Source organism: Planctopirus sp. SH287 (assembly GCF_056500625.1).
In genome coordinates, this window is record NZ_CM151403.1 from 3,886,307 (window position 1) to 3,906,831 (window position 20,525).

At 53.8% G+C, this 20,525-nt stretch carries 14 protein-coding genes; 7 read left to right on the forward strand and 7 right to left on the reverse strand.

Annotated features, from left to right (window positions below):
• Positions 1-12: 12 nt before the first annotated feature.
• The gene (locus SH287x_RS14380) at positions 13-1,785 is read right to left on the reverse strand and encodes a GspE/PulE family protein (protein WP_479515018.1); all 1,773 of its coding nucleotides are present in this window, start codon (positions 1,783-1,785) and stop codon (positions 13-15) included.
• Between the two features lie 639 nt (positions 1,786-2,424).
• Here SH287x_RS14380 and SH287x_RS14385 point away from each other — a divergent pair.
• Both SH287x_RS14385 and SH287x_RS14390 read left to right on the forward strand, forming a co-directional pair.
• Entirely contained in the window at positions 2,425-4,245 is a 1,821-nt protein-coding gene (locus SH287x_RS14385) for an Nramp family divalent metal transporter (protein ID WP_479515019.1), read from the forward strand.
• Between the two features lie 65 nt (positions 4,246-4,310).
• A complete protein-coding gene (locus tag SH287x_RS14390) occupies positions 4,311-5,912 on the forward strand; it encodes a UxaA family hydrolase (protein WP_479515020.1) in 1,602 nt (533 codons plus the stop codon).
• A gap of 57 nt (positions 5,913-5,969) precedes the next feature.
• Here the strand turns inward: SH287x_RS14390 and SH287x_RS14395 are convergent, their stop codons facing one another.
• The 3 genes from SH287x_RS14395 to SH287x_RS14405 form a co-directional block, all read right to left on the reverse strand.
• Positions 5,970-6,575 carry a hypothetical protein gene (locus SH287x_RS14395; RefSeq protein ID WP_479515021.1) on the reverse strand — a complete coding sequence of 202 codons (606 nt, stop codon included), beginning with the start codon at positions 6,573-6,575 and terminating at the stop codon, positions 5,970-5,972.
• A 54-nt stretch (positions 6,576-6,629) separates the two neighbouring features.
• On the reverse strand, positions 6,630-7,076 hold the full coding sequence (msrB, locus tag SH287x_RS14400) for a peptide-methionine (R)-S-oxide reductase MsrB (RefSeq protein ID WP_479515022.1): 447 nt from the start codon (positions 7,074-7,076) through the stop codon (positions 6,630-6,632).
• Between the two features lie 78 nt (positions 7,077-7,154).
• Positions 7,155-7,781 (reverse strand): RNA polymerase sigma factor, encoded by a 627-nt coding sequence (locus SH287x_RS14405; RefSeq protein WP_479515023.1) that lies wholly within the window; start codon positions 7,779-7,781, stop codon positions 7,155-7,157.
• A 297-nt stretch (positions 7,782-8,078) separates the two neighbouring features.
• On the opposite strand from SH287x_RS14405, the gene serA reads away from it, so the two are divergent.
• Both serA and SH287x_RS14415 read left to right on the forward strand, forming a co-directional pair.
• On the forward strand, positions 8,079-9,719 hold the full coding sequence (serA, locus tag SH287x_RS14410; protein WP_479515024.1) for a phosphoglycerate dehydrogenase: 1,641 nt from the start codon (positions 8,079-8,081) through the stop codon (positions 9,717-9,719).
• Positions 9,720-9,988: 269 nt separating this feature from the next.
• Positions 9,989-10,483 (forward strand): hypothetical protein, encoded by a 495-nt coding sequence (locus SH287x_RS14415; protein ID WP_479515025.1) that lies wholly within the window; start codon positions 9,989-9,991, stop codon positions 10,481-10,483.
• Positions 10,484-10,776: 293 nt separating this feature from the next.
• Here the strand turns inward: SH287x_RS14415 and SH287x_RS14420 are convergent, their stop codons facing one another.
• The 3 genes from SH287x_RS14420 to SH287x_RS14430 all read right to left on the reverse strand — a co-directional run bounded on the left by SH287x_RS14420 (position 10,777) and on the right by SH287x_RS14430 (position 15,782).
• Positions 10,777-12,432, reverse strand: a complete 1,656-nt coding sequence (locus tag SH287x_RS14420; protein WP_479515026.1) for a hypothetical protein — start codon at positions 12,430-12,432, stop codon at positions 10,777-10,779.
• 616 nt (positions 12,433-13,048) lie between these two features.
• Complete coding sequence (gene ilvA / locus SH287x_RS14425) at positions 13,049-14,569, reverse strand: threonine ammonia-lyase, biosynthetic (RefSeq protein WP_479515027.1); 1,521 nt, start codon at positions 14,567-14,569, stop codon at positions 13,049-13,051.
• A gap of 115 nt (positions 14,570-14,684) precedes the next feature.
• The gene (locus tag SH287x_RS14430; RefSeq protein WP_479515028.1) at positions 14,685-15,782 is read right to left on the reverse strand and encodes a DUF6268 family outer membrane beta-barrel protein; all 1,098 of its coding nucleotides are present in this window, start codon (positions 15,780-15,782) and stop codon (positions 14,685-14,687) included.
• Between the two features lie 166 nt (positions 15,783-15,948).
• Between SH287x_RS14430 and nadC the strand changes: the two genes are divergently transcribed.
• From nadC to SH287x_RS14445, 3 genes are all read left to right on the forward strand, one after another.
• Entirely contained in the window at positions 15,949-16,899 is a 951-nt protein-coding gene (nadC, locus tag SH287x_RS14435; RefSeq protein WP_479515029.1) for a carboxylating nicotinate-nucleotide diphosphorylase, read from the forward strand.
• A 1,309-nt stretch (positions 16,900-18,208) separates the two neighbouring features.
• Positions 18,209-19,567: an MFS transporter gene (locus tag SH287x_RS14440; protein WP_479515030.1), complete on the forward strand. Its 1,359-nt coding sequence runs from the start codon at positions 18,209-18,211 to the stop codon at positions 19,565-19,567.
• Positions 19,564-20,469 carry a uracil-DNA glycosylase gene (locus SH287x_RS14445; RefSeq protein ID WP_479515031.1) on the forward strand — a complete coding sequence of 302 codons (906 nt, stop codon included), beginning with the start codon at positions 19,564-19,566 and terminating at the stop codon, positions 20,467-20,469. Before SH287x_RS14440 ends, SH287x_RS14445 begins: the two co-directional genes overlap by 4 nt.
• The last annotated feature ends 56 nt before the right edge of the window (positions 20,470-20,525 follow it).

Below are 20,525 nucleotides of genomic sequence, written 5' to 3' on the forward strand. Positions count from 1 at the left end.
CATGACACAGAACTATTTCACAACTCGCAGTAATTCTTCCAGGCTGGTGACCCCTTTGAGAACGAGCCGCAACCCTTCTTCCCGCATATAGAGCATCCCTTGTTTACGGGCTTCAGCACGAATCGACGTCATATTCGGCGATTCTCTCAGAAGATCCCGGATGCGGTCGTTGATGACCAGCAACTCAAACACCCCCATACGCCCCATATAGCCCATGCCGCTGCAGGTCGGGCACGCATCGGTGCCATCCTTGGGAGGTCGATAAAACACCCCGGCCTTTTCTGCGGGAAGCCCAATCTTTTCCAGTTGTTCGGCCGAAGGCTTGTACGATTCCTTACAATCATCACACAGCTTGCGGCACAAACGCTGCCCCAGAATCGCTGATAGCGAATCGGAAAGAAGGAACGGTTCAACCCCCAGATCAATTAACCGGGAAAGGGCAGTGACCGTATCGTTGGCGTGAACTGTGGAGAAGACCATGTGACCGGTATTCGCTGCCTGGCAGGCAATTTTGGCAGTCTCGCCATCACGAATTTCCCCCAGCATCACCACATCAGGGTCTTGCCGGAGAATACTTCTCAGCGAACCGGCAAATGTCTGCCCAGCCTTGGTGTTGATCTCGATTTGAGTCACACCTTCCATCTTGTATTCGACGGGATCTTCGACCGTGATAATGTTGTTTTCGTAACGGTCAATTTCCTGGAGTGACGCATACAGAGTCGTCGACTTACCAGCACCGGTGGGGCCGCAAGAAAGAAAGAGGCCGTGAGGTTGTTTCACCACTTCGACAATCTGTTCGATCATCTGCTTCCGCATGCCCAGATCTGCCAGACGGCGAACCTTTGAGCCACCGTCCAGAACACGCAGCGACATTTTTTCGCCAAATTGCGTCCCCTGTGTCGCCACGCGGAAGTCAATATCCCGGCCCTCCACTTCAGCACGAAAACTTCCGTCCTGAGGTTTGCGGCGTTCGGTGATATCCATCGCACCAAGCACTTTGAAGATATTCACAACCGCTTCGCCCGTGGAACGATCAAACGGCTCGGCAGGGAACATCACACCATCCACACGCAAGCGGATGGCGAATTCGTCTTCTTTCGGTTCCAGGTGAATATCCGTGGCCCGTCGCAAAATGGCGTCATACACAAGCTCTTTTGCGGACAGATAGCCTTTACTGCTTTCAACTTGACGGGAACGATCGACTTCTCCCGCCCCTTTCCCCGACTTTCCCACAAAGACAATCGGTGGGCCCATCGCAGCATGAACAGCCTTTTCCCCTCCCACTTGAATACCCAGTCGGGCCAGTGTCCGAACCCCGAGAGTTTCCAAATGTCGCCTGGTCAGAATGCGGGCATTCTCTGGCACCTTGCGATTGCGTTCGGCAGCATAAGTGCCAACCACAACCCCATAGATCAGCGCAAAGATCAGCAGGCCAACAACAAACGCTGGAGAAAGATAAAGCCCGACCACAGCCACGGTACTTGCCAGCAGACCCATGGTATTCCAGAAGTCCGGGCGAACTTTCAAGCTGCGGGCATCTTCAGCCATCCAACCCAATGTCCAGACGAAAAGAGTCACCAGCGCAATCGAAAAGACGAGCAAAGGAAGGCTGAGATAGTACCCCGCAGCACGAGGGTTCCCGGGATCATTCCCACGGTAGAACATCCCTCCCGGCACTGGTGGAAAAGAATCCGGCGCACGGGCCGCCACCACAGGAGCACCAGCCTGTGCCAAGGTTTCCCGCTCACAGTAGACCAGCGACGACAGAACGATCAGAACCGCCATCAACCGTGCAAAAGTAACTGGAGCGAAGCAATGCATCGGGGATCTCAACAGCTGGTGGCCAGATTCACAAACAGGCAGCGACTCGCCGGCCAGGACGCAGAGATCATTCACGTCTTTCAACAACAATGAAATGGGTGAATGGTCACTGGTGGCCGAAATTGCACCGCGAGCGTAATCAAAATCTCTCGCGAAACAAAGATGCCCCAAGGATCGATTATCGAGTTTTATGCCAAGGGCCGGTTTCTCCATGCCAAATGTTGCCGCTGATCAAGGAACCGACGACCTGACTGCAGCGTGTTTGCCTCAGAATTGTTGATATTTTCTCAACGCTCAGCCGCCGTGTTAACCCGACAAATCGCCGCCATACGAATAATAGTCACAACCTGAATGAGCGATGGCGATTGGCCTTTGGCAGCCTGGCTTCTGTGCAAGATGGCCAAATCCTGGGGCGTGCGATTGCAGCCCTTGTCGCATTCGTCTAGGTTCATGCGTTGATAAGTTTGTGTCTGAGCGGAGGGAGGAACGGAGCCTTCCCTTGAGCAACAGCACCTTTGGAGAGGATTTGACTGGTTTTGCGTATTTTGCGCTGGCTGGAAAATCTCTTGAAAACTGGCCACGCTGAGACGGAGATTCTTCTGCATGACTTCACCACAGGCACCAGACCTTTCCAATTCCACTTCCGCGACGGACTCTTCAGCGGAGTTGGCTCCTCATCCCGGCGTAAGCTCCATGCCGAGGTGGGATCTCGGAGATCTTCCCGCTCCCCCGGTTTTCAAGCTCCGAAATATCGCCTGGTTCATCGGGCCGGGGATTGTCCTGGGAGCTTCGGCAATTGGTGGCGGTGAATGGCTGACAGGCCCGTTAAACACGGCCCGGTTTGGTGGCGCCCTCTTGTGGCTCTCCACGATCAGCATCCTTTGCCAGACGCTCTACAACATAGAAATCAGCCGGTACACGCTTTACTCCGGCGAGCCGATTTTCACCGGAAAGTTCCGACTCTTTCCCGGCCCCATGTTCTGGCTCACGTTTTATCTGATCCTCGACTTCGGCTCATTTCTCCCTTACCTGGCGTCGAATGCCGCCATCCCCTTGCTCGGGCTTTATCTGGGATATGTCCCGGATCCCAAAAAATACGATCTCACACTCCGTCTGATTGGCTGCGTCATTCTGGTGGGTGTCATGCTCCCCCTGAGTATCGGCGGAAAGGTCTATAGTTCTCTGAAAGCCATCATGGTTTTCAAGCTCTGCTTTGTCGTGGGCTTCTTGTTGATTCTGGCTTTTATGTTCTCGACCTTTGACACATGGAAAGAGATCGGGACAGGCTTCTTCCAGTTTGGGAACATTCCCGTCGTTGCAGAAAATGATCTCAACGGAAACGGGGTTCAAGACGCCGATGAAAAGCCGTTGGGAGACAACGTTAAGAACATTTTCACCGAATTCTTCGGTGGACGAGACTTCCCGCTGATCGACCTGAGCGTGATCGGCATTCTGGCCACGATGGCCGCAATCTCTGGCAATGGCGGCCTCACGAACACCCCCATGAGCAACTACACCCGCGACCAGGGCTGGGGCATGGGCCGACATGTCGGAGCCATCCCCAGTTTTGTCGGCGGCCATGAAATTGCCTTGTCACACGTCGGCATGGTCTTTCGAGCCACCAAACAAAACCTCGAACATTGGACAGGGTGGTTAAAACATGTGCGGCGTGAGCAGCTGATGATCTGGATGCCCGCCTGCTTCATTGGCCTCGCACTTCCCAGCATGCTTTCCGTGCAGTTCCTGCCTCGACGAACAGTGCTGGAAAACAACTGGGCAGCGGCCGGCATGACAGCCAATGGCGTGGCAGAAGCCGTCAGTGGCGTGCCTGCCGAGCGGCTTTTCCCTGATTCAGCCCGAATTGTCCGAGGTGGGGATCGAACGGAACTGACTCCCGAACAACAAGCGGAAGCTGAAAAGAACCTGCCACCCATCACCACCAGCCAACGAACCTGGGGAAAAATCTTCTGGACAATGACATTGCTTTGCGGCTTTCTGGTGCTAGCCACCAGTTGTGCTTCAACGGCGGAGGGAACCCTGCGCCGTTGGGTCGATGTCACCTGGACGGCCAGTGCTCACATGCGCAAGATTGATCCCAAGCATATCGGCACCCTCTATTTCGCCGTGTTATGGGCTTACGTCGGCATTGGCATTGTCATGCTGATGACGGTCAACGGCTCAGATCTGCTGGTTCTTTCAGGCATGCTTTACAACTATGCCCTGGGCTTCAGCAGCTTTCATACTCTCTTTGTTAATTCTGTCCTGTTGCCTAAACCCATTCGTCCGGGTTGGGGCATACGAATTGGACTGAGCATCAGTGGCTTCTTCTTCAGCTTCATTGCCATTCTGGCGACCTATGCCGAGTGGAATAAAATTACGGCTGTGTTCGGGAAGCTGTTGTCTTTGATTGGGCTGGGTGGATGACAACTTGTCAGCACACTGAAGCAAGGTGCTTTTCGTGACATGCAGATTCCTTCAGGGATTGGGCGATGACTAGCATGACACAGCGTGCTCCGGTGTTGCGTCTCTCGCCACATGACCATGTGGCGGTGGCGCTACAGGATCTTCCTTCAGGTGAAATCACCATCGCAGGACGAACTCTGTGCCTGCCCGAACCGCTTCCTGCTGGCCACAAACTGGCTCTTGCGGCCTATCCCGCAGGAACCTGGTTAAAAAAATATGGCCAGCCATTCGCGATTGCGAAAACAGATCTCCAGCCGGGATGCCATGTCCATGTCCATAACGTCCGGGCCATCACATCGCAGGATCTGCCAGGCGATCCCTCTCAATCACCCACAAACAATCAGGGCGATTTCGCGGGCTTGCCCACGTCAAAGACCTTTGCACCATCTCAGCCACTGACCTTTCAGGGTTACCGCCGGAGTGATGGGCGAGTCGCGACCAGAAACTATGTCGCCATCATCGCCACTGTGAACTGCTCCTCGACCGTGGTTCGCCAGATTGTCAGATCCATTCCCGCCGAGTTACTGGCTCAATACCCTCAGATTGATGGGGTGATCCCGCTGGTTCATACCGGCGGATGTGCCATGGAATTTGGAGGTCACGACCATCGCCAGTTGGCCCGAGTTCTCGCGGGATACGCTCGGCATCCCAATATCGGAGCCTATCTGCTCATGGGTCTGGGATGTGAGACTGGACAAGGTTCCTTTCTCATTGATAATGAAAATCTGGTGCAACTCCAGCCGTCTTCTCATGGCCCCCAATCCCCGACTCAACGCCCGTTGCTCATCAACATTCAGGAAGCGGGAGGCGTGAAAAAAACGACCGAACGTGCATTAGCCGCACTGCGTGAATTACTTCCCGAAGCCAATCGCGTCTCAAGAGAATCTCTCCCGGCCAGCGAACTCATTGTGGGTCTGAAATGCGGCGGCAGTGATGGCTACAGCGGTCTCACAGCCAACCCCGCGCTGGGTATTGCCAGTGACCTGCTGATTGATCAGGGGGGCACAACCATCTTTGCAGAAACCCCTGAAATTTTTGGTGGGGAACACCTGCTGGCAGCCAGAGCCACTTCCAGCGACGTGGCAAGAAAGCTTCTCGACAAGGTCAACTGGTGGCGAGAATATGTCGCCAAGTTTGGCACCACGCTCGATGGCAATCCTTCAGTTGGGAACAAGCAGGGGGGATTAACCACCATCGCAGAAAAATCGCTGGGAGCAATTACCAAAGCGGGTTCTGCCCCCCTGTCTGATGTCATTGATTATGGCGCCCGGGTCACCACCCGCGGCTTAAATTTCATGGATTCCCCCGGTTACGACCCCGCGAGCGTCACGGGGATGATTTCCAGTGGTGCCCATCTGGTTTGCTTTACGACAGGCCGCGGGAGTTGTTATGGCTCAAAACCCGCCCCCACGCTGAAAATTTCGTCAACGACCGGTCTTTTTCAGAGAATGCCCGATGAAATGGACTTTGATGCCGGCCCTGTGATCACCGGTGAGTCTCTTGATGCTGTGGGAACACGACTGCTCGAAAAAATTCTCGACACTGCCAGTGGCACCCGTACCGCAAGCGAAATTCAAGGCTTTGGTGACGACGAATTCTTCCCGTGGACCCCCGGCCCCGTGCTTTAACTTTCGGACATTAACAGTCATCACCTATCAACGCGACGACACGATGACGCCAGGGGCTTATCGGGTGATCGATACCGCATTGCTACGAGACGACTCGATAAGAGACTTAAGCAACAACTCGACATCTTTAACATCGGCAATACGAAAGAAGCCGGATTCTTCCAGCCTCAGTCCATTTCGAGAGCGACGCCTCGTCGGGACATACTGCCTCGTCAGCACCAGATCACCGGATCCATCCCGGCGTTCTCTGCGAAAGTATTCACTCATATTCTCGGGGAAAAAACTGCGGATCGTTGAAACAAATTTCCCTTCAATGATGATCGCACGACGATTGGTCATCACATAAACCGTGTAAAACGATTGGTAGTATGTCCAGATCGGTGTGGACAGCATGAATAAGCCGATCAATACGAAAGGGATTCCGAAGAGAGGGAAGAGACTGAAAAGGCCAATGTCTTTGTTGACATTCCAGGTGCCCCAGGCAGCCGCGACTGTCCAGAAAATGGCAAATGCCGTCCACGGGATTCCCATCAAAAACGCTGCGATACTGGCCCCGGTAAAAAAGGCAGGGGTGGGCATTCCACTCCAGACGATTTTTTCACCCGGCTCAATTTCGCGTTCGATACGCTCAACGAAATTCAGGGAAATCTGAGGATCGAGCATCTCTCCCCTTCTTGATATCGCAGGACTGATATTCTCCCTGGCAAACAGAATCAACTATTCAACAACTTTTTGAAGAGAAATCGCGTTAATACAATAGCGAAGCCCCGAAGGAGGCGGCCCATCAGGAAAGACATGGCCCAGGTGGGCATCACAGATATTACAGGTCACTTCGACTCGTTCGCGGCCGTAGCTATTGTCGACATGATAAGCGACTGCGGCTTCATCCAGAGGCTGGGTAAACGAGGGCCAACCTGTTCCACTTTGAAACTTTTCAGAAGAATCGAACAGAACGGTCTGGCAAGCCACGCAGGCATAGCGCCCGGCTTCAAACAAATTGCACATCGATGAGCTATGTGCCCGCTCTGTTCCTTTCTCCCGTGCAATATGAAACTGCTCGGGAGTCAAAAGAGCCAACCACTCCGCTTCGCTTTTCTCGACCCGATGTGTTGGCTGAGGATTCCCCTCGCGAGCAAACACAAGAACATGATCCCACGTCAACATCGCAACCACCTTGATATAGAACTCGGCAGGTATTCCTGTCAGACAATCTGACAAAACCCGACGAAGATTTTAACGAATTTACGACACATACCGTTCCAGTTGTTCCCGCAGGTTTTCGCGGGCGCGGGCGAGGAGTGATTTGACGGCGGGTTGTGTCAGATCCATGGTTTCGGCAATGTCCGCGTAGCTCATGCCTTCAAATTTATGAAGCAACACAGCCATCCGTTGGCGACTGTTGAGTTGCTCCATGGCCTGACGCACGGCGGCTTGCAATTCCGACTTATCAAGTTGGCGGGCAGGCATGAGAGCCGATTTTTCAACGGCCAATTGTTCTTCAGGCCGTGCACCCATCGGCCCGGACTCACCGGGAGACAGCGAAATTTCCTTCCGTCGCCCTTTGTTCCGCCGTGAGTTACTTGCCAGATTGTTGGCCACTTTGAACAGCCATGTCGAAAATCGGGCGGTGGCGACGTAACCTTCACGCGCCCGATAAATTCGCAGAAAGACTTCCTGCGCAAGATCTTCGGCCGTCTGCTGATCCTGAACCAGATGGTTCAAAATCCCCACAAGACGATCCTGATACGAGGCGACCAATTGGGAAAACGCATGATCGTCCCCCTGCTTGGCGCGGAGCATCAGCTGAACATCAGGATCCCGGAGGTATCCCGAATCGGCAGTGGGAGCACTAACTGCGGCTGAACTCACGTTCCATTCACTCCAGGCAGTTCACATTGCAACTCTTTCAGACGTCACCGAGTATACCAGATCAGTGAACCTTTCGTTTCCTGAAGATGTCCTGAAATTCTGGGCGAACCGGGCGAAACCGTATGGCATCCTGACTCCTCACAACACCACCACCGGGACAAATGTTCCGTGCATCGCCTTGATGTGATCGGCAATAGGGCTATGCTGTGGCCATGGTTTGCGCTGGCCTGGGTGTCCTTGTGATGGAATACGGCCTGAGTTTCTGAAATGTTGACCCCTCAATTTTCGGGCGATTTCATGTACCGAGTTTTAATTACAGACAATTTGTCACCTGCTGGTTTGAAAATTCTCCGCGAAACGCCCGGCATCGAAGTCGACCTTCGCAAGGGACTCACTCCCGAGGAAGTTCGCCTCGCACTTCATGAGGCTGATGGCATTATTATTCGGAGTGAAACCAAGCTCACTCCCGAACTCCTCAAAGACCAGCCGCGACTCAAAGCGATTGTGAGAGCTGGCGTGGGGACAGACAATATCAACCTTCCGGCTGCGACCCGCGAAGGGATTGTGGTGATGAACACCCCCGCCGGAAACACCACCAGTACCGCAGAACACACCATTGCCATGATGATGGCTCTCTCTCGTAACATTGCTCCGGCTGCTTCCAAATTGCGGGATGGTATCTGGGATCGCAAAAGCTTTACCGGCACCCAACTGGCTGGAAAAACGATTGCCGTGGTTGGTCTTGGCCGTATCGGTTTGGCCGTGGCCCGACGAGCCATTGGCCTCGAAATGAAAGTGTTGGGATTCGATCCCTTCATGTCGGCTGAACGAGCGGCAGAGCAGGGGATCGAACTCTATCGCGATATCGATGAGATGATCGTGAAATGCGATTACCTGACGGTACACACTCCGCTGTCACCTGAAACCACCAACCTGATCAATGCCGAACGTCTCGCAAAAATGCGAAAAGGCGTACGGATCATTAACTGTGCTCGTGGCGGGATCATCAACGAAGCCGAACTGGCTGCTGCGATTGAATCGGGGCATATCGGTGGCGCGGCCCTGGACGTTTTTGTCAAAGAGCCAACTCCGCCCGATAACCCGCTGCTGAAGCTTCCTCAGGTGCTCTGCACGCCTCACCTGGCTGCTTCTACCGATGAAGCCCAGGAACTGGTTGCTGTCGAAGCCGCAGAAATCATGTCTGGCTTCCTTGTTCGCAACGAAGTCCGCCATGCAGTCAACATGGCTCCGATTTCTTCGGCAGAAATGGCTGATATGCGGATTTATCTGGATCTGGGACTGCGTCTGGGTCTGGTTCTGGCTCAGTTGAATAAGGGTGGCGTTCGCAGTGCGAAGCTCACTTTCCGGGGAGAAGCCGCGACCAAGAAGACCAAGCTGATCTCCAGTGCGTTCGCTGCCGGACTGCTTTCTTCCGCATTGGCCGAGAACGTGAATATCGTGAACGCCGAAATGCTGGCCCACGAACGCGGAATTCAAATCACGGAATCACTTTCGTCAGAAGTCTCCGACTTCTCCACCATGGTCAGCGCGACCGTGGTGACCGATGAAGGCGAAATCAGCGTCGCCGGTACTATTTTTGGCCGCCAGTTCCTGCGACTGGTGCGCGTCAACCAGTTCCATCTTGATGCGTATCTTGACGGCACGCTGCTGCTGTACCGTCACATTGACCGTCCCGGCGTGATCGGAACCATCGGCACCGCCTGCGGGGAGTTCAATGTCAACATCGCGCACATGGCCGTGGGACGTGAACGAAATGAACCGGGTGGGGAAGCTCTCGCGATTCTGAACCTCGACAACGAGCCATCAGCCGAAGCAGTCGCTGCTGTCCAGGCGAACGAAGCGGTCACCAGTGTGCAGATTATCCACTTACCCAAAGCCGGTACTCCATTGCCCTGGCTGACGTCACAGTCCGTTTAATCCGGTTGACCGGCACAAGTTTTCCAGCGGTCTGATGTTCTCATGGGGCATCAGGCCGCTTGTTTTTCAGGTCAGGAATACCTGATCGTCTCTTTTTTGGCACACGCTGGAACAAACGTCAGGAATGGACATCATCCACGTGAAGATCCAGGCCGCACGCAACAGGGGCTTGTCTACGGCTTCCTTGCACCTTTAAGCTCTGGAATATCAAGCGAACGAGATGCCTTGAGTCGGTATTATGAAGGTGGGAGAGAGTCGTGATGGGCAAAGTGTCCTTTGCATTAACTTCGCTGGTCGCTGCGGTGCCAGCAGGAATTCTGTGCTATTTGCTGGTGATGGCTTTTGTCAGCCATGCGGCCAATTTGCAGTTGATGTCCCAGATTTTTGTGGGCCTCACCTTGCTAAGCGGAGCTGTGATCGCCCTCATGCCGGTTGGGATTTTGATTTTCGGTGGCAAGAGTGCCCGAAAATCAGCGGCAGCGTCAGCCAAATCGAGTGGAAAGAAGGGGAAAGAACCCGCCTCAGCCATTGATGCGGAAGAAGTTGGTGAATCTGGTGTTCTGGAAGTCGAAGACGACATGGAAGCCACATCCTCATTTGAACCGGTCATCGACGATGATGAGGAACTTATCGCTGATGCGGCTTCTGACGAGATGTTCCTGGAAAGCAACGATTCGATGGAAGCCCTGGAAACCTTGTCCGATGACGTGTTCGACGCCTTTGATGAAGACGAGGAGCCACCAGCCAAAAAGAAGGGCCGTTAACCTCATCTTTCCATCGTCCCTTAAGATTATCGCTCCGGCAGATCTTCGCTCTTTCAGATCTTCATTGAAGAACCTGATACGGTTTCCATGAAATAACTGCGCTGCTCGAATTCCACATGTCTTTTCACAGGCTGGACTTCGGAACAACGCACCGCGCATTTTTTTCTTGTGAATGGTATGATACGCTAAATACAAAACGATCCCTTGGCAGAACCTCTACCAAGGGATCGTTGTTATTAATCAGCGTATAAATGGCAGGTTGATACTAACCTGCTTGCGATCCTGTTCGATCACTATTGAGAGAGCATGGTTCGCAACTCAACCAGAGCGGGGGTCATCCGCGAAGCCGTTCGCCCCAATTGAGTACGGTCTTCAGTACGGCATTGAACCAGATAGCTATAGACGCGTCGCCAGCTATCGTAAAGTTGTTCGGTCTGCTGGCGGGCCTGAGCAGCAGTGGAACCACGCACAAGGCTGTCGTGCAGACGCATGGCCTGGTCACTGAATGAAGCAATTTCCCGCTGGCATTCATTGGCAAACGATGGTCGTTCGGCTTGTAACCAACGCTGGCTGACCAACTGGAGGTTGTAAGACAAACCATCAATTTCAGCGGCGAGATCCACGGCCGACTGACGACTCAGGTCATCACGTTGAACCATCAATGTGGAACGGAGCGTTCCAATCGTCTGCTCGATTTTACGCAGAATGGCCTGAGCTGATTCACTCTGGATCGGGCGGAAGGTCGAAGCAAAGTTGCGTTCGGCGTTTTCGATGTAGTGGAATGCGTCGACAACGTCCTCCATGTTGGCGGTATTCGAGCGATTCACAATGTCAACGAAGTATTCACACACGCCATAAAACTCATCGGCCGTCGCCAAAACGTTACTTGATTTGGGCAGATGCACCAAAAGTAGCAACGGTGTCCGCTGAAAGAATTCGTCGATATCCTTCTTCAGTGAGTTGGTGAGATAGACGAGTTGCTGCTTGTCGAGTTGCTGAGGCATCATCAGCAACTGGCGGATTTCGCTGTCTGTCTGAGCAATGCGGCGAAGATCCCGATCCATGGCTGAACCGGTGTAAGTCTGAAGTTTGGCTGCTTCCGGGTACCACAATTCCTGGAATCGCTTGTACTGATCAACGACCACGGCCCGATCGGCACGATCCTGCACCGCCAGAGAGAGCGTGCGCATCTGCTGGTTAACACGGTTGAGAGCAAACGTCAGTTCATCACGCAGGCGACGATCAGTCACTTCATAAGCAACATCGTCGGTCAGATTCCGCAAATCGGTGCTCATCTGGATGGCTTTTTCCATCAGAGCACGAGAATTGACCTGTGGCTGAATGAGCAGCAATTTGCCAATCGATTTGGCAATTTCGTCAAGTGCCTGAACGCGCTGCTGAGTGCGAGAACTCAGGTCACGAGTCAGGCTCATGCGGTAGGAGAGTTCACGCCACTGGGCATCCAGTTCACGAAAATCTTCCGTGAGGTAACGGTGATCGTTGGTTCGCTGTGCCTGCTGCACAATCGAAGTGAGCCGGGCTTGCAGATTCATGGCATCCACCAGCAGTGTCCGCAAGGCGGGCCGGCGGGCCGATTCATCACCCAGGTCAAGGATCAGATTCGAGAGTTCCGATTGAGCATCAGCCACCAGAGGCCGCAGACGTTCGAGTTCAGCTGTCGGGCTGGTCAGATCAGAGTTCGTCGGAGGGCGCAGGCGTGAGTTGGAGCGATCAAACTCCATCATGGGCGCGCTCAGATCATCAAGAAGACGAGCACGTTCTTCCCGGCTGATGGATGCAGGAATTGTTCGAGTCTGGGCCAGCGCGTCGCCGCTGACGACAAGCAGGCCAGCACTGACAACTCCAGCGCTCAGCAGGAGGTTTCTGCATCGTGACATGAGTTTTGGCGATTGAAGATTTTGGGGAATAGTCCACGCTGCGGAAGCCATGCTTCAGAATCCTTTCGAGAAGCAGGAATGAACAATGCTGAATAGCAGAGGCCGTATGAGTGGCCAGCAAAGAACGGACAAAACTGCTGGAGAAATTCTCCAGTTTATTTCTGAAATGTAATCACCTCATACAACGCACCGCGAGAAACTAGCCGAATCTGCCGATTGAGCCTAGCTCAGTTTTTTGACAAGCGGGACGCTCATTCCAACGAGCCTAAACTCTGATAGGCCCACGACCAATTGGCGGGATGAAATCCCGTAACCGTCGAGGCCCTGTCAGGGCTTGATCCACGGGGACGTTGTGACGAAAGTACCCGTTGTTGCCGGGCTTACGTGATGGTTCACCCATGTTTTTCATGTTGACAAAGCACGAGAAACATTCTGACTCATTTATGCTGCGTGGCTAACAATGAGTGTTGATATCTCGTGGCAATACCGCCGAGCAGGAATTGGAAGCACGTTTGATTTTGCTCCTCTCGCTTTCCCCTGTCGGGAGATCTCGGCTTAAAACAGTGTCGACACCAGACAGAGGCATAGCATCCTTGTGTCAGGCCATCTATTGCTGCGGAAAATACCTGGCCTGCTTTTGTCTCCCACCAGAAAAGCACGACGTGATCTATCTCAGGAACATCTGGTAGACAGGATTTTCCGTTTCTTCGACACAGGGATATCCGAGTGACTCAAAAAACGCTTGCAGGTCTGAGGTCTTGTCCTGAGGAATCTGGATGCCCACCAGCACCCGGCCATAGTCGGCACCCTGGTTCCGATAATGAAACAAGGTGATGTTCCAGTCCGCGTGCATGCTGGAGAGAAACTTCATGAGTGCGCCCGGACGCTCAGGAAACTGAAAGCGAAAAATCCGCTCATTCTGAGACAATCCACTCCGCCCGCCAACCATATAGCGAACATGGTCTTTAGAAAGATCATCCTCAACAAGATTGACGGCCTTGAATTCACTGGCAGAAAACTGGCGGCCCAGTTCTATCGCCTCTTCGTTATTAGCAATAGCGACACCGACAAAAACATGGGCTTCCCGGCTATCCGAAATTCGATAGTTAAATTCGGTCACATTGCGAACACCAATGGTTTTGCAGAGTTCCTTAAAAGAACCTCGTTCCTCCGGGATCGTGACTGCAAACAAGGCCTCGCGTTTCTCACCCACCTCTGACCGTTCGGCAACAAAACGCAGCCGATTGAAATTCATGTTCGCTCCGCAGGTGATCGCCACCAGCGTGTGATCGGTAATTCCATGCGACATGACATATTGCTTGGCGGCAGCCACCCCCATCGCCCCCGCTGGCTCAAGGATGCTGCGTGTGTCTTCAAAGACGTCTTGAATGGCTGCACAGACGGCATCCGTATTAACCACCAGATACTCATCGACCAGTTCGCGCGTCAGGCGGAAGGTCTCTTCGCCCACCAGTTTGACCGCCGTTCCATCGGAGAAAAGTCCCACTTCAGGCAGAGTGATTCGTTCGCCCGCCCGCACCGAGCGCAGCATGGCATCAGAGTCCGCCATCTGTACGCCGATCACTTTGATTTCGGGACGAACCGCTTTGATATAAGCAGCAACACCAGAAATCAGACCTCCGCCGCCAATCGCGACAAAAACGGCGTGGATGGGATGCTGGTGTTGCCGGAGAATTTCCATCCCGACAGTCCCTTGCCCGGCAATCACATCAGGATCATCGAACGGATGGACGAACGTTAATTGCTGATCATCGGCGAGCTGACGTGCATGAAGATAGGCATCGGAATAACTGTCACCATGCAGGATCACTTCACCTTTTAAGGCCTTAACGGCCTCCGCCTTGAGGCGAGGGGTGGTTAGCGGCATGACAATCACGGCGCGGCAGTTCAACCGCTGTGCACTCAGCGCGACCCCTTGCGCATGGTTCCCCGCTGAGGCGCAGATCACTCCGCGGTCACGCTCAGCCTGAGTCAGATGAACCATTTTGTTGTAGGCCCCACGCAGCTTGAAGCTGAACACGGGTTGGGTGTCTTCCCGCTTGAGGAGAATCCGATTCCCTGTCCGCGCCGAAAGCTTGGTGGCAACGTCTAAGGACGTTTCGATGGCCACGTCGTAGACACGAGCCGTCAAAATCCGTTGAAGATACCCCATTAACAACCTGTCCATGCACTCTTCCCGTCTCGCCTTAATGCCATGTTGCGGCATCGATTGTAGCAGCGACTGAGAAAAATGAAGGGAAGGGTCGTCAAATGAACGCAACAGAGACGAAAAAAGAGGACTTTCAGAAGGAAAAGCCGCCTCGAACCATCAAGGTGTTTGAAGGGTCAAAGCGATAGCTGTCTGATTGGTATTCCAGACGCCGCCCAAAGACATAACCAGCTTCAAGACGCGGGTTGATTCCTTTGTTCTCTTTGACTTCCCAGCCAAGAATGAATCGGAAATCTCGTAGAGTCAGTTCATCGCTCTGACCATTGCGATTGACAGCCCACGTTCCCCCACCGAATTCACCAGCCAGATAGATCCAATGGCTACAGCAACCTTCGCTGCCACGCAAACGGTAAGAAATTCGTGGGCGAGGAGCCGTCAGTTCGATGATCCATCGATCGTTCGGCGTCCAGATCATCCCGGCCATCGGCAAGACGGGGATGTCGTCACGTCCGGTTGCCACGACACCCAGCGACCACTTCTTGGTCGGTGAAGATTGCCAGGTCAGTGTTCCAAAGGCGACCAGGCGGAACGCATTACTCCCCCCGCCATCAAAATCACTGAAAACGCCTGGCGCAAATCCAAAAGCGATTTGAGTTCGTTCGCTGAGCGGCTTCGCCCAGGAGAACATCACCGAGGCTTGATACAACTCAGAAGGAAGCGGAACACCGGTTGGCCCATCGAGGGATTGGATGCTGAAACTGGGTGTCACGCTGACAATCGAATTCTCTGACCAGGGAAAAGGAGCCAGCCAGGTGGCGGAAAGATCCACTTCAAGAGATCCCAATCCCTCATCACCTCCACCGCTCAGCCAGGTCGTGGTGGCTGAAAACCGCCTGGGTGTGACGGTCTTCCACAACAGATAAGGAGACCGGAATGGATCTGGAGAGTTACCGAAACTGTTGACTCCAGGGCCGGGATTTTCTTCTTGCGGAAGCCAGTCGCCTGAATCGGGTAAGGATGCTTCCAACGGATCGGGTTCAGCACTGTTGAATTGCGTGCGATTAATCGAGTCTGTGGGAAAGGTGGAAAGAGCCTCGTATTCCAGAACAATCACCTGGCTCTCATCGACATCAGTAAAGAGTGAGCCAGACTGCGCGTGGCATCTCTGGACGGAGGCAGCCGTCATGTGAAGGCAGAGAGCCAACAGGAAAAGAGGGTGGAACTGTCCCATACAAGCCATTTTTTTGCAGGATGAAATTGGCGGACTCGCACGTCCGGTAACGTGGTGTATTTCAGAAAAGGATCAGAGGCAAGAGAGAATCAGAAGGTCATTCTGGCAGAATTTGCTGATGACAACCGGGAGGTCAGTTGCCCCTTGGACGCAGGCACGGCATCGAATGACCAGATCGATTAGACTGGAAGGGGCATCTCCTTCGTTTCATTTTTATTGGCGACGCACTATGTCCGAGGCATCTTTTGGCCCACTTGAACGGGCCGCAGCACTGCGTTTGATTCAACTGGGACTTCAGGAAGATCTGGGCGAGCGGGGAGACCTCACCTGCCAGGGACTGATCGACCCGCGCCTCCAAGCCACAGTTCAGGTCGTGGCAAGGAAGCCCGGATTTCTTTCCGGGATGCCGATTGGCGCGTTGATGTACCAACAGATCGATCCTGCGGTGGAATGGAACGCTCTGGCCCATGATGGCGATGAGCTGGCGGCTGGGCAGGTCGTGGCGAATGTCACCGGGCCGGTTGGCACGCTCCTCACCGGCGAGCGAACCATGCTCAACTTTCTCACGCATTTGAGCGGGATCGCCACGCTGACCAGCCAGTTTGTCAAAGCCGCCAGTGGCACCAAAGCCAAAATCTTTGATACCCGCAAAACACTTCCCGCATACCGCAGTCTTGCCAAATATGCGGTTCGCTGTGGAGGTGGGCACAATCATCGCATGGGGCTATACGATGGGGTTTTAATCAAAGACAACCATCTGGCCGCCTGGAAACCCTCGGGGTCAATTGCAGAAGCCATCACGCATCTGCGCCAAACTCTTTCGCAGGATATCGATGTCGAAGTTGAGGTCGATACACTGGAGCAGATGATCGATGCCTTCAGTGGAAAGCCGCAAATTGTCCTGCTCGATAATATGACAGTCGCCCAATTAACCGAAGCAGTTCACTATCGCGATTGCCATGCTCCAGAAATTTTACTGGAAGCGTCGGGCGGGGTAACACTCACCACCGTCGGGGAGATTGCAGGCACAGGTGTGGATCGCATCAGTGTCGGGGCATTGACTCACAGTGCGCCACAACTGGATCTGGCATTCGACTGGGCCGCAAGCTTGCTCTAAAAGAACTATCAGCAAGCACCTAACTCCTTCTCCCTGAGCATTAGTCTCTACACATCTCAAAAACCCCAAAATAATAGGATAAAACACGAAGCGTAGAGGGACATCACCTGAAACCCAGCCATCCTGTCTTGCCTATTCTGTGAATCTAACGATCTCTTTGAGGACGTTTTTCTACTTTTTCAGAGGATGTTTTTTCGAGTTCAATCTTGACTCAGAGATGTGTAGAGACCAATGCTCCCTGAGGGAGAAGGTGGCCGCAGTGCCGGGTGAGAGAATTCCCCATGGGCGTTCCCGGTGTAGCAACTTGCCTGGGATGCCTATGGATTTGGAATATATAGAAATCGCTATTTAATCTTCGGTTCGCCCTCACCCCGGCCCTCTCCCATCAGAATGGGACGAGGGAGCAAACTCCTTGTTTCACGCTATCATGGGAGGGCGGTTGTGTTGAAAACCAACCATTTCTCTGACGGCGTAAGCATTTAAGTAGGGTGCATGAAGCGCAGCGCAATGCACCAACTCGGCATATATCCCGCAACCCACCTCATCAATCACTAAACACCACCACTCTGGCGGCGTAAGACCCATTCGTGGATGAACAACTGCCCCCCATACGCCGCCCCAAACCCCGCAAGGGGGCCGATCAGGGCCACCACGAAACATCACTCCACGAAGTCACCCTCGCTGGCATGATGCCGTCGGCCTGTCTGATTCAGTTTTGCTGAATCAAACGGGATTGTGTTGGCATTCCCTCGTCACAAGAAGTGGCGAATGAATAAGTGCCAATAAAAAACATTCAGTTTTGATCAGAAGTGTTTTGCGTGAGCAACTCACCTTTGATGAACTGTTTGTCAGTCTCGAATTCGAGGGAAGCGTCCACAATCGGCGCTTCCGCCAATGGGAATGACTCCCCATTGGCAAAGGGTGGCCCTGACCGAGCCGATGGAGAGCCTTCTGTCCGGAATCACAGGCGAAAAAGACCTCAACCTGCGAGGTGCACCCAAAACGAAGCCTCTCTACCCTAAGGCCCTTTGTTGCGCGAAACAGTATTCTTCTTCCCCATTCCCCTTCCAGCGTCCTGGCGGCGTAAGCCCCAAACGTGAACAAACAACCGACCCCCATACGCCGCCACGAAGCCCGTAAGGGCATTAAGGGGAGCGGCCACAACGGGGCTGCGGGTCTTCGCACAAGTCCCGGCCGATAGGCCCAAGCCCCGCAAGGGGGGGGGGGGAAGACATCGTTTGTGAGATGCGATAGACTTCTGCCAGATGTGGCTCGCCACGTTCTGAAATTCGCATAACGGGGCTTCTTCATGACGACGGCACTGTCCAATAAACCTCTGCTGAAAGACCATGCTTTCTGGGGCCTCAACGCGACACAATTTCTGGGAGCCTTTAACGACAATCTCTTCAAAGAGCTGGTCATGTTGCTTTGCGTCGCCATGCAGGCGGCCAATCAACCCGATTACCAGGGCCTCGCGACGATCGCGTTCTCGGTACCATTTATTTTTCTGTCGGGCTTTGCGGGCTTCGTCGCAGATCGTTTCAGCAAACGGACGATTGCGTTCTGGTGCAAAATTGCTGAAGTCTTTCTGGTGCTTGCGGGGTTGGTCGGTTTTTGGATCGGCTCTCTTCCGCTGCTGATTGGTGTGCTGGCACTGATGGGAGCTCATAGTGCCATGTTCGGCCCTCCGAAATACGGTCTTCTCCCCGAAATTTTTCACAAGCCGGATCTCCCTAAAGCCAACGGCCTGCTGCTGATGACGACCTTTCTGGCCATCATCTTTGGCTTGGCACTTGCCGGGTTCCTGGCCGATATTTTTCATGGTCGACTCTGGCTGGCCAGTCTCGCCTGCCTGGTGGTGGCAGGAATCGGGACGATCACCGTGTTGTTGATCCGTGATCCGGGGGTGGCTGATCCTGGCTTAAAGTTTACGGCAAGTTCCATCTTCGTTTCCGGATCGACCTGGAAGCTGATCCGTCAGAAAAAAGGACTTTTGCCGGTGCTGATGGCATCATCTGTCTTCTGGATGGTCGCGGGGATGATCTATCCTGGCGCCATCAATGCGGTGGGCAAAAACATTTATAAGCTGTCAGATACCCAGACGGGATTGATGGCGGCTGCCACGGGATTAGGGATTGCTGTCGGCTGCGTTTCTGCCGGGTTGTGGTGCCGCGATAAAATTCGCGGCCGGCTAGTGACCGTGGGCCTCGTGGGGCTGATGGGATGCCTGCTGTTACTGGGAATGCCTGGGCCAGCGGGATTTCAAGGGCCACCACTTCTCGGCCCAGGAGCGGCCAGCTTCGCTTTGGTGGGCGTGGGCCTCTTTGCGGGCTTCTTCAGTGTTCCGTTGCAAACATTCCTTCAGGCAATGGCCAGCGCCGGGCAAAAGGGCCGTATTATTGGTGTGATGAATCTCGTCAACTGGATTGGCATCGCGCTGGCAGGCGTGATCTATATCATCTCCATTAATGTGCTGAAACAGTACAACTTGAGCGAACAGTACACCTTCTGGGTGGGGGCTGCCATTCTTCTGCCGCTCGTGCTCATCTTCCGGCCACCAACCGTTAATCTGAGTGATCTCGAAAAGCATCCTGAGCCAGAACCATTGATAGATTCTTCTGTCAGTGAGACGATCCCTCAGGTTGCCACGACAGGAGAGACCGCATGACGATCGACCATGGCGATGCCAGCGATCGGCTGCGACGAGCGATTCGTCAAGAACTGGAGTCGCTGGGACGCAGCGGTGTCACTCACTGGAGCAAAGACATTACCCAGCTTTTGCCACTATTGACCAGTCCGGCTGAAGCTCCGATCGAACAAACCCGCATCCGTGCCCCCCACGAGAATTTGTCGCGGGAGTCACAAGTCAGCACGAATCAGCGTCGTGGAGAACAGGACACCGAGATGGCCAAACGAGCCACCAAATCTGCCGCCATGAGTATGACCGCTTCTGTTGTCGCGGGGGCGGCTCAACCTCCGAAGCTTCACAATCTGTCCCTTGCCGAGCGGGTGAAACAGCTGGAAAAACTCCAGAAGTGCGTTGCCGGTTGTGTGAAGTGTCCTGAACTGGCACGCACCCGGACACAAACAGTTTTTGGCGTCGGGAATCCTCAGGCCAGGATCCTGTTTCTTGGGGAAGCGCCAGGAGCAGACGAGGATGCCACCGGTGTCCCCTTTGTGGGACGTGCCGGGCAACTTCTGGATGGCATCATTACGGCTTGCAAGTTGAAACGGGAAGACATTTATATCTGTAACATCCTTCGCTGCCGACCACCGGGCAACCGCCTGCCCGCTCCGGAAGAGGCGAGCAATTGCCGGGAATGGCTGGATGGGCAGATTGCGATTGTGAACCCTGACTACATCATCTGCTGGGGATCCACCGCAGCCAGGAATCTCTTGGGAACGGCGGAAGCCATTGGGAAGCTGCGAGGGAAGTTGTTTGAGTACGGCCGCGCCAAAGTCTGCTGTACCTATCATCCCTCCTATCTTCTGAGAAACCCGCCTGCCAAGAAAGATGTCTGGCAGGACATGAAATGGTTCTTTGGAACGATGGGGATTGATCTGGGCTAATAAATTCTGGCTTCGGGAAAAGTAGGGTGCATGTTAATGCACCAGTTAAACGGAAT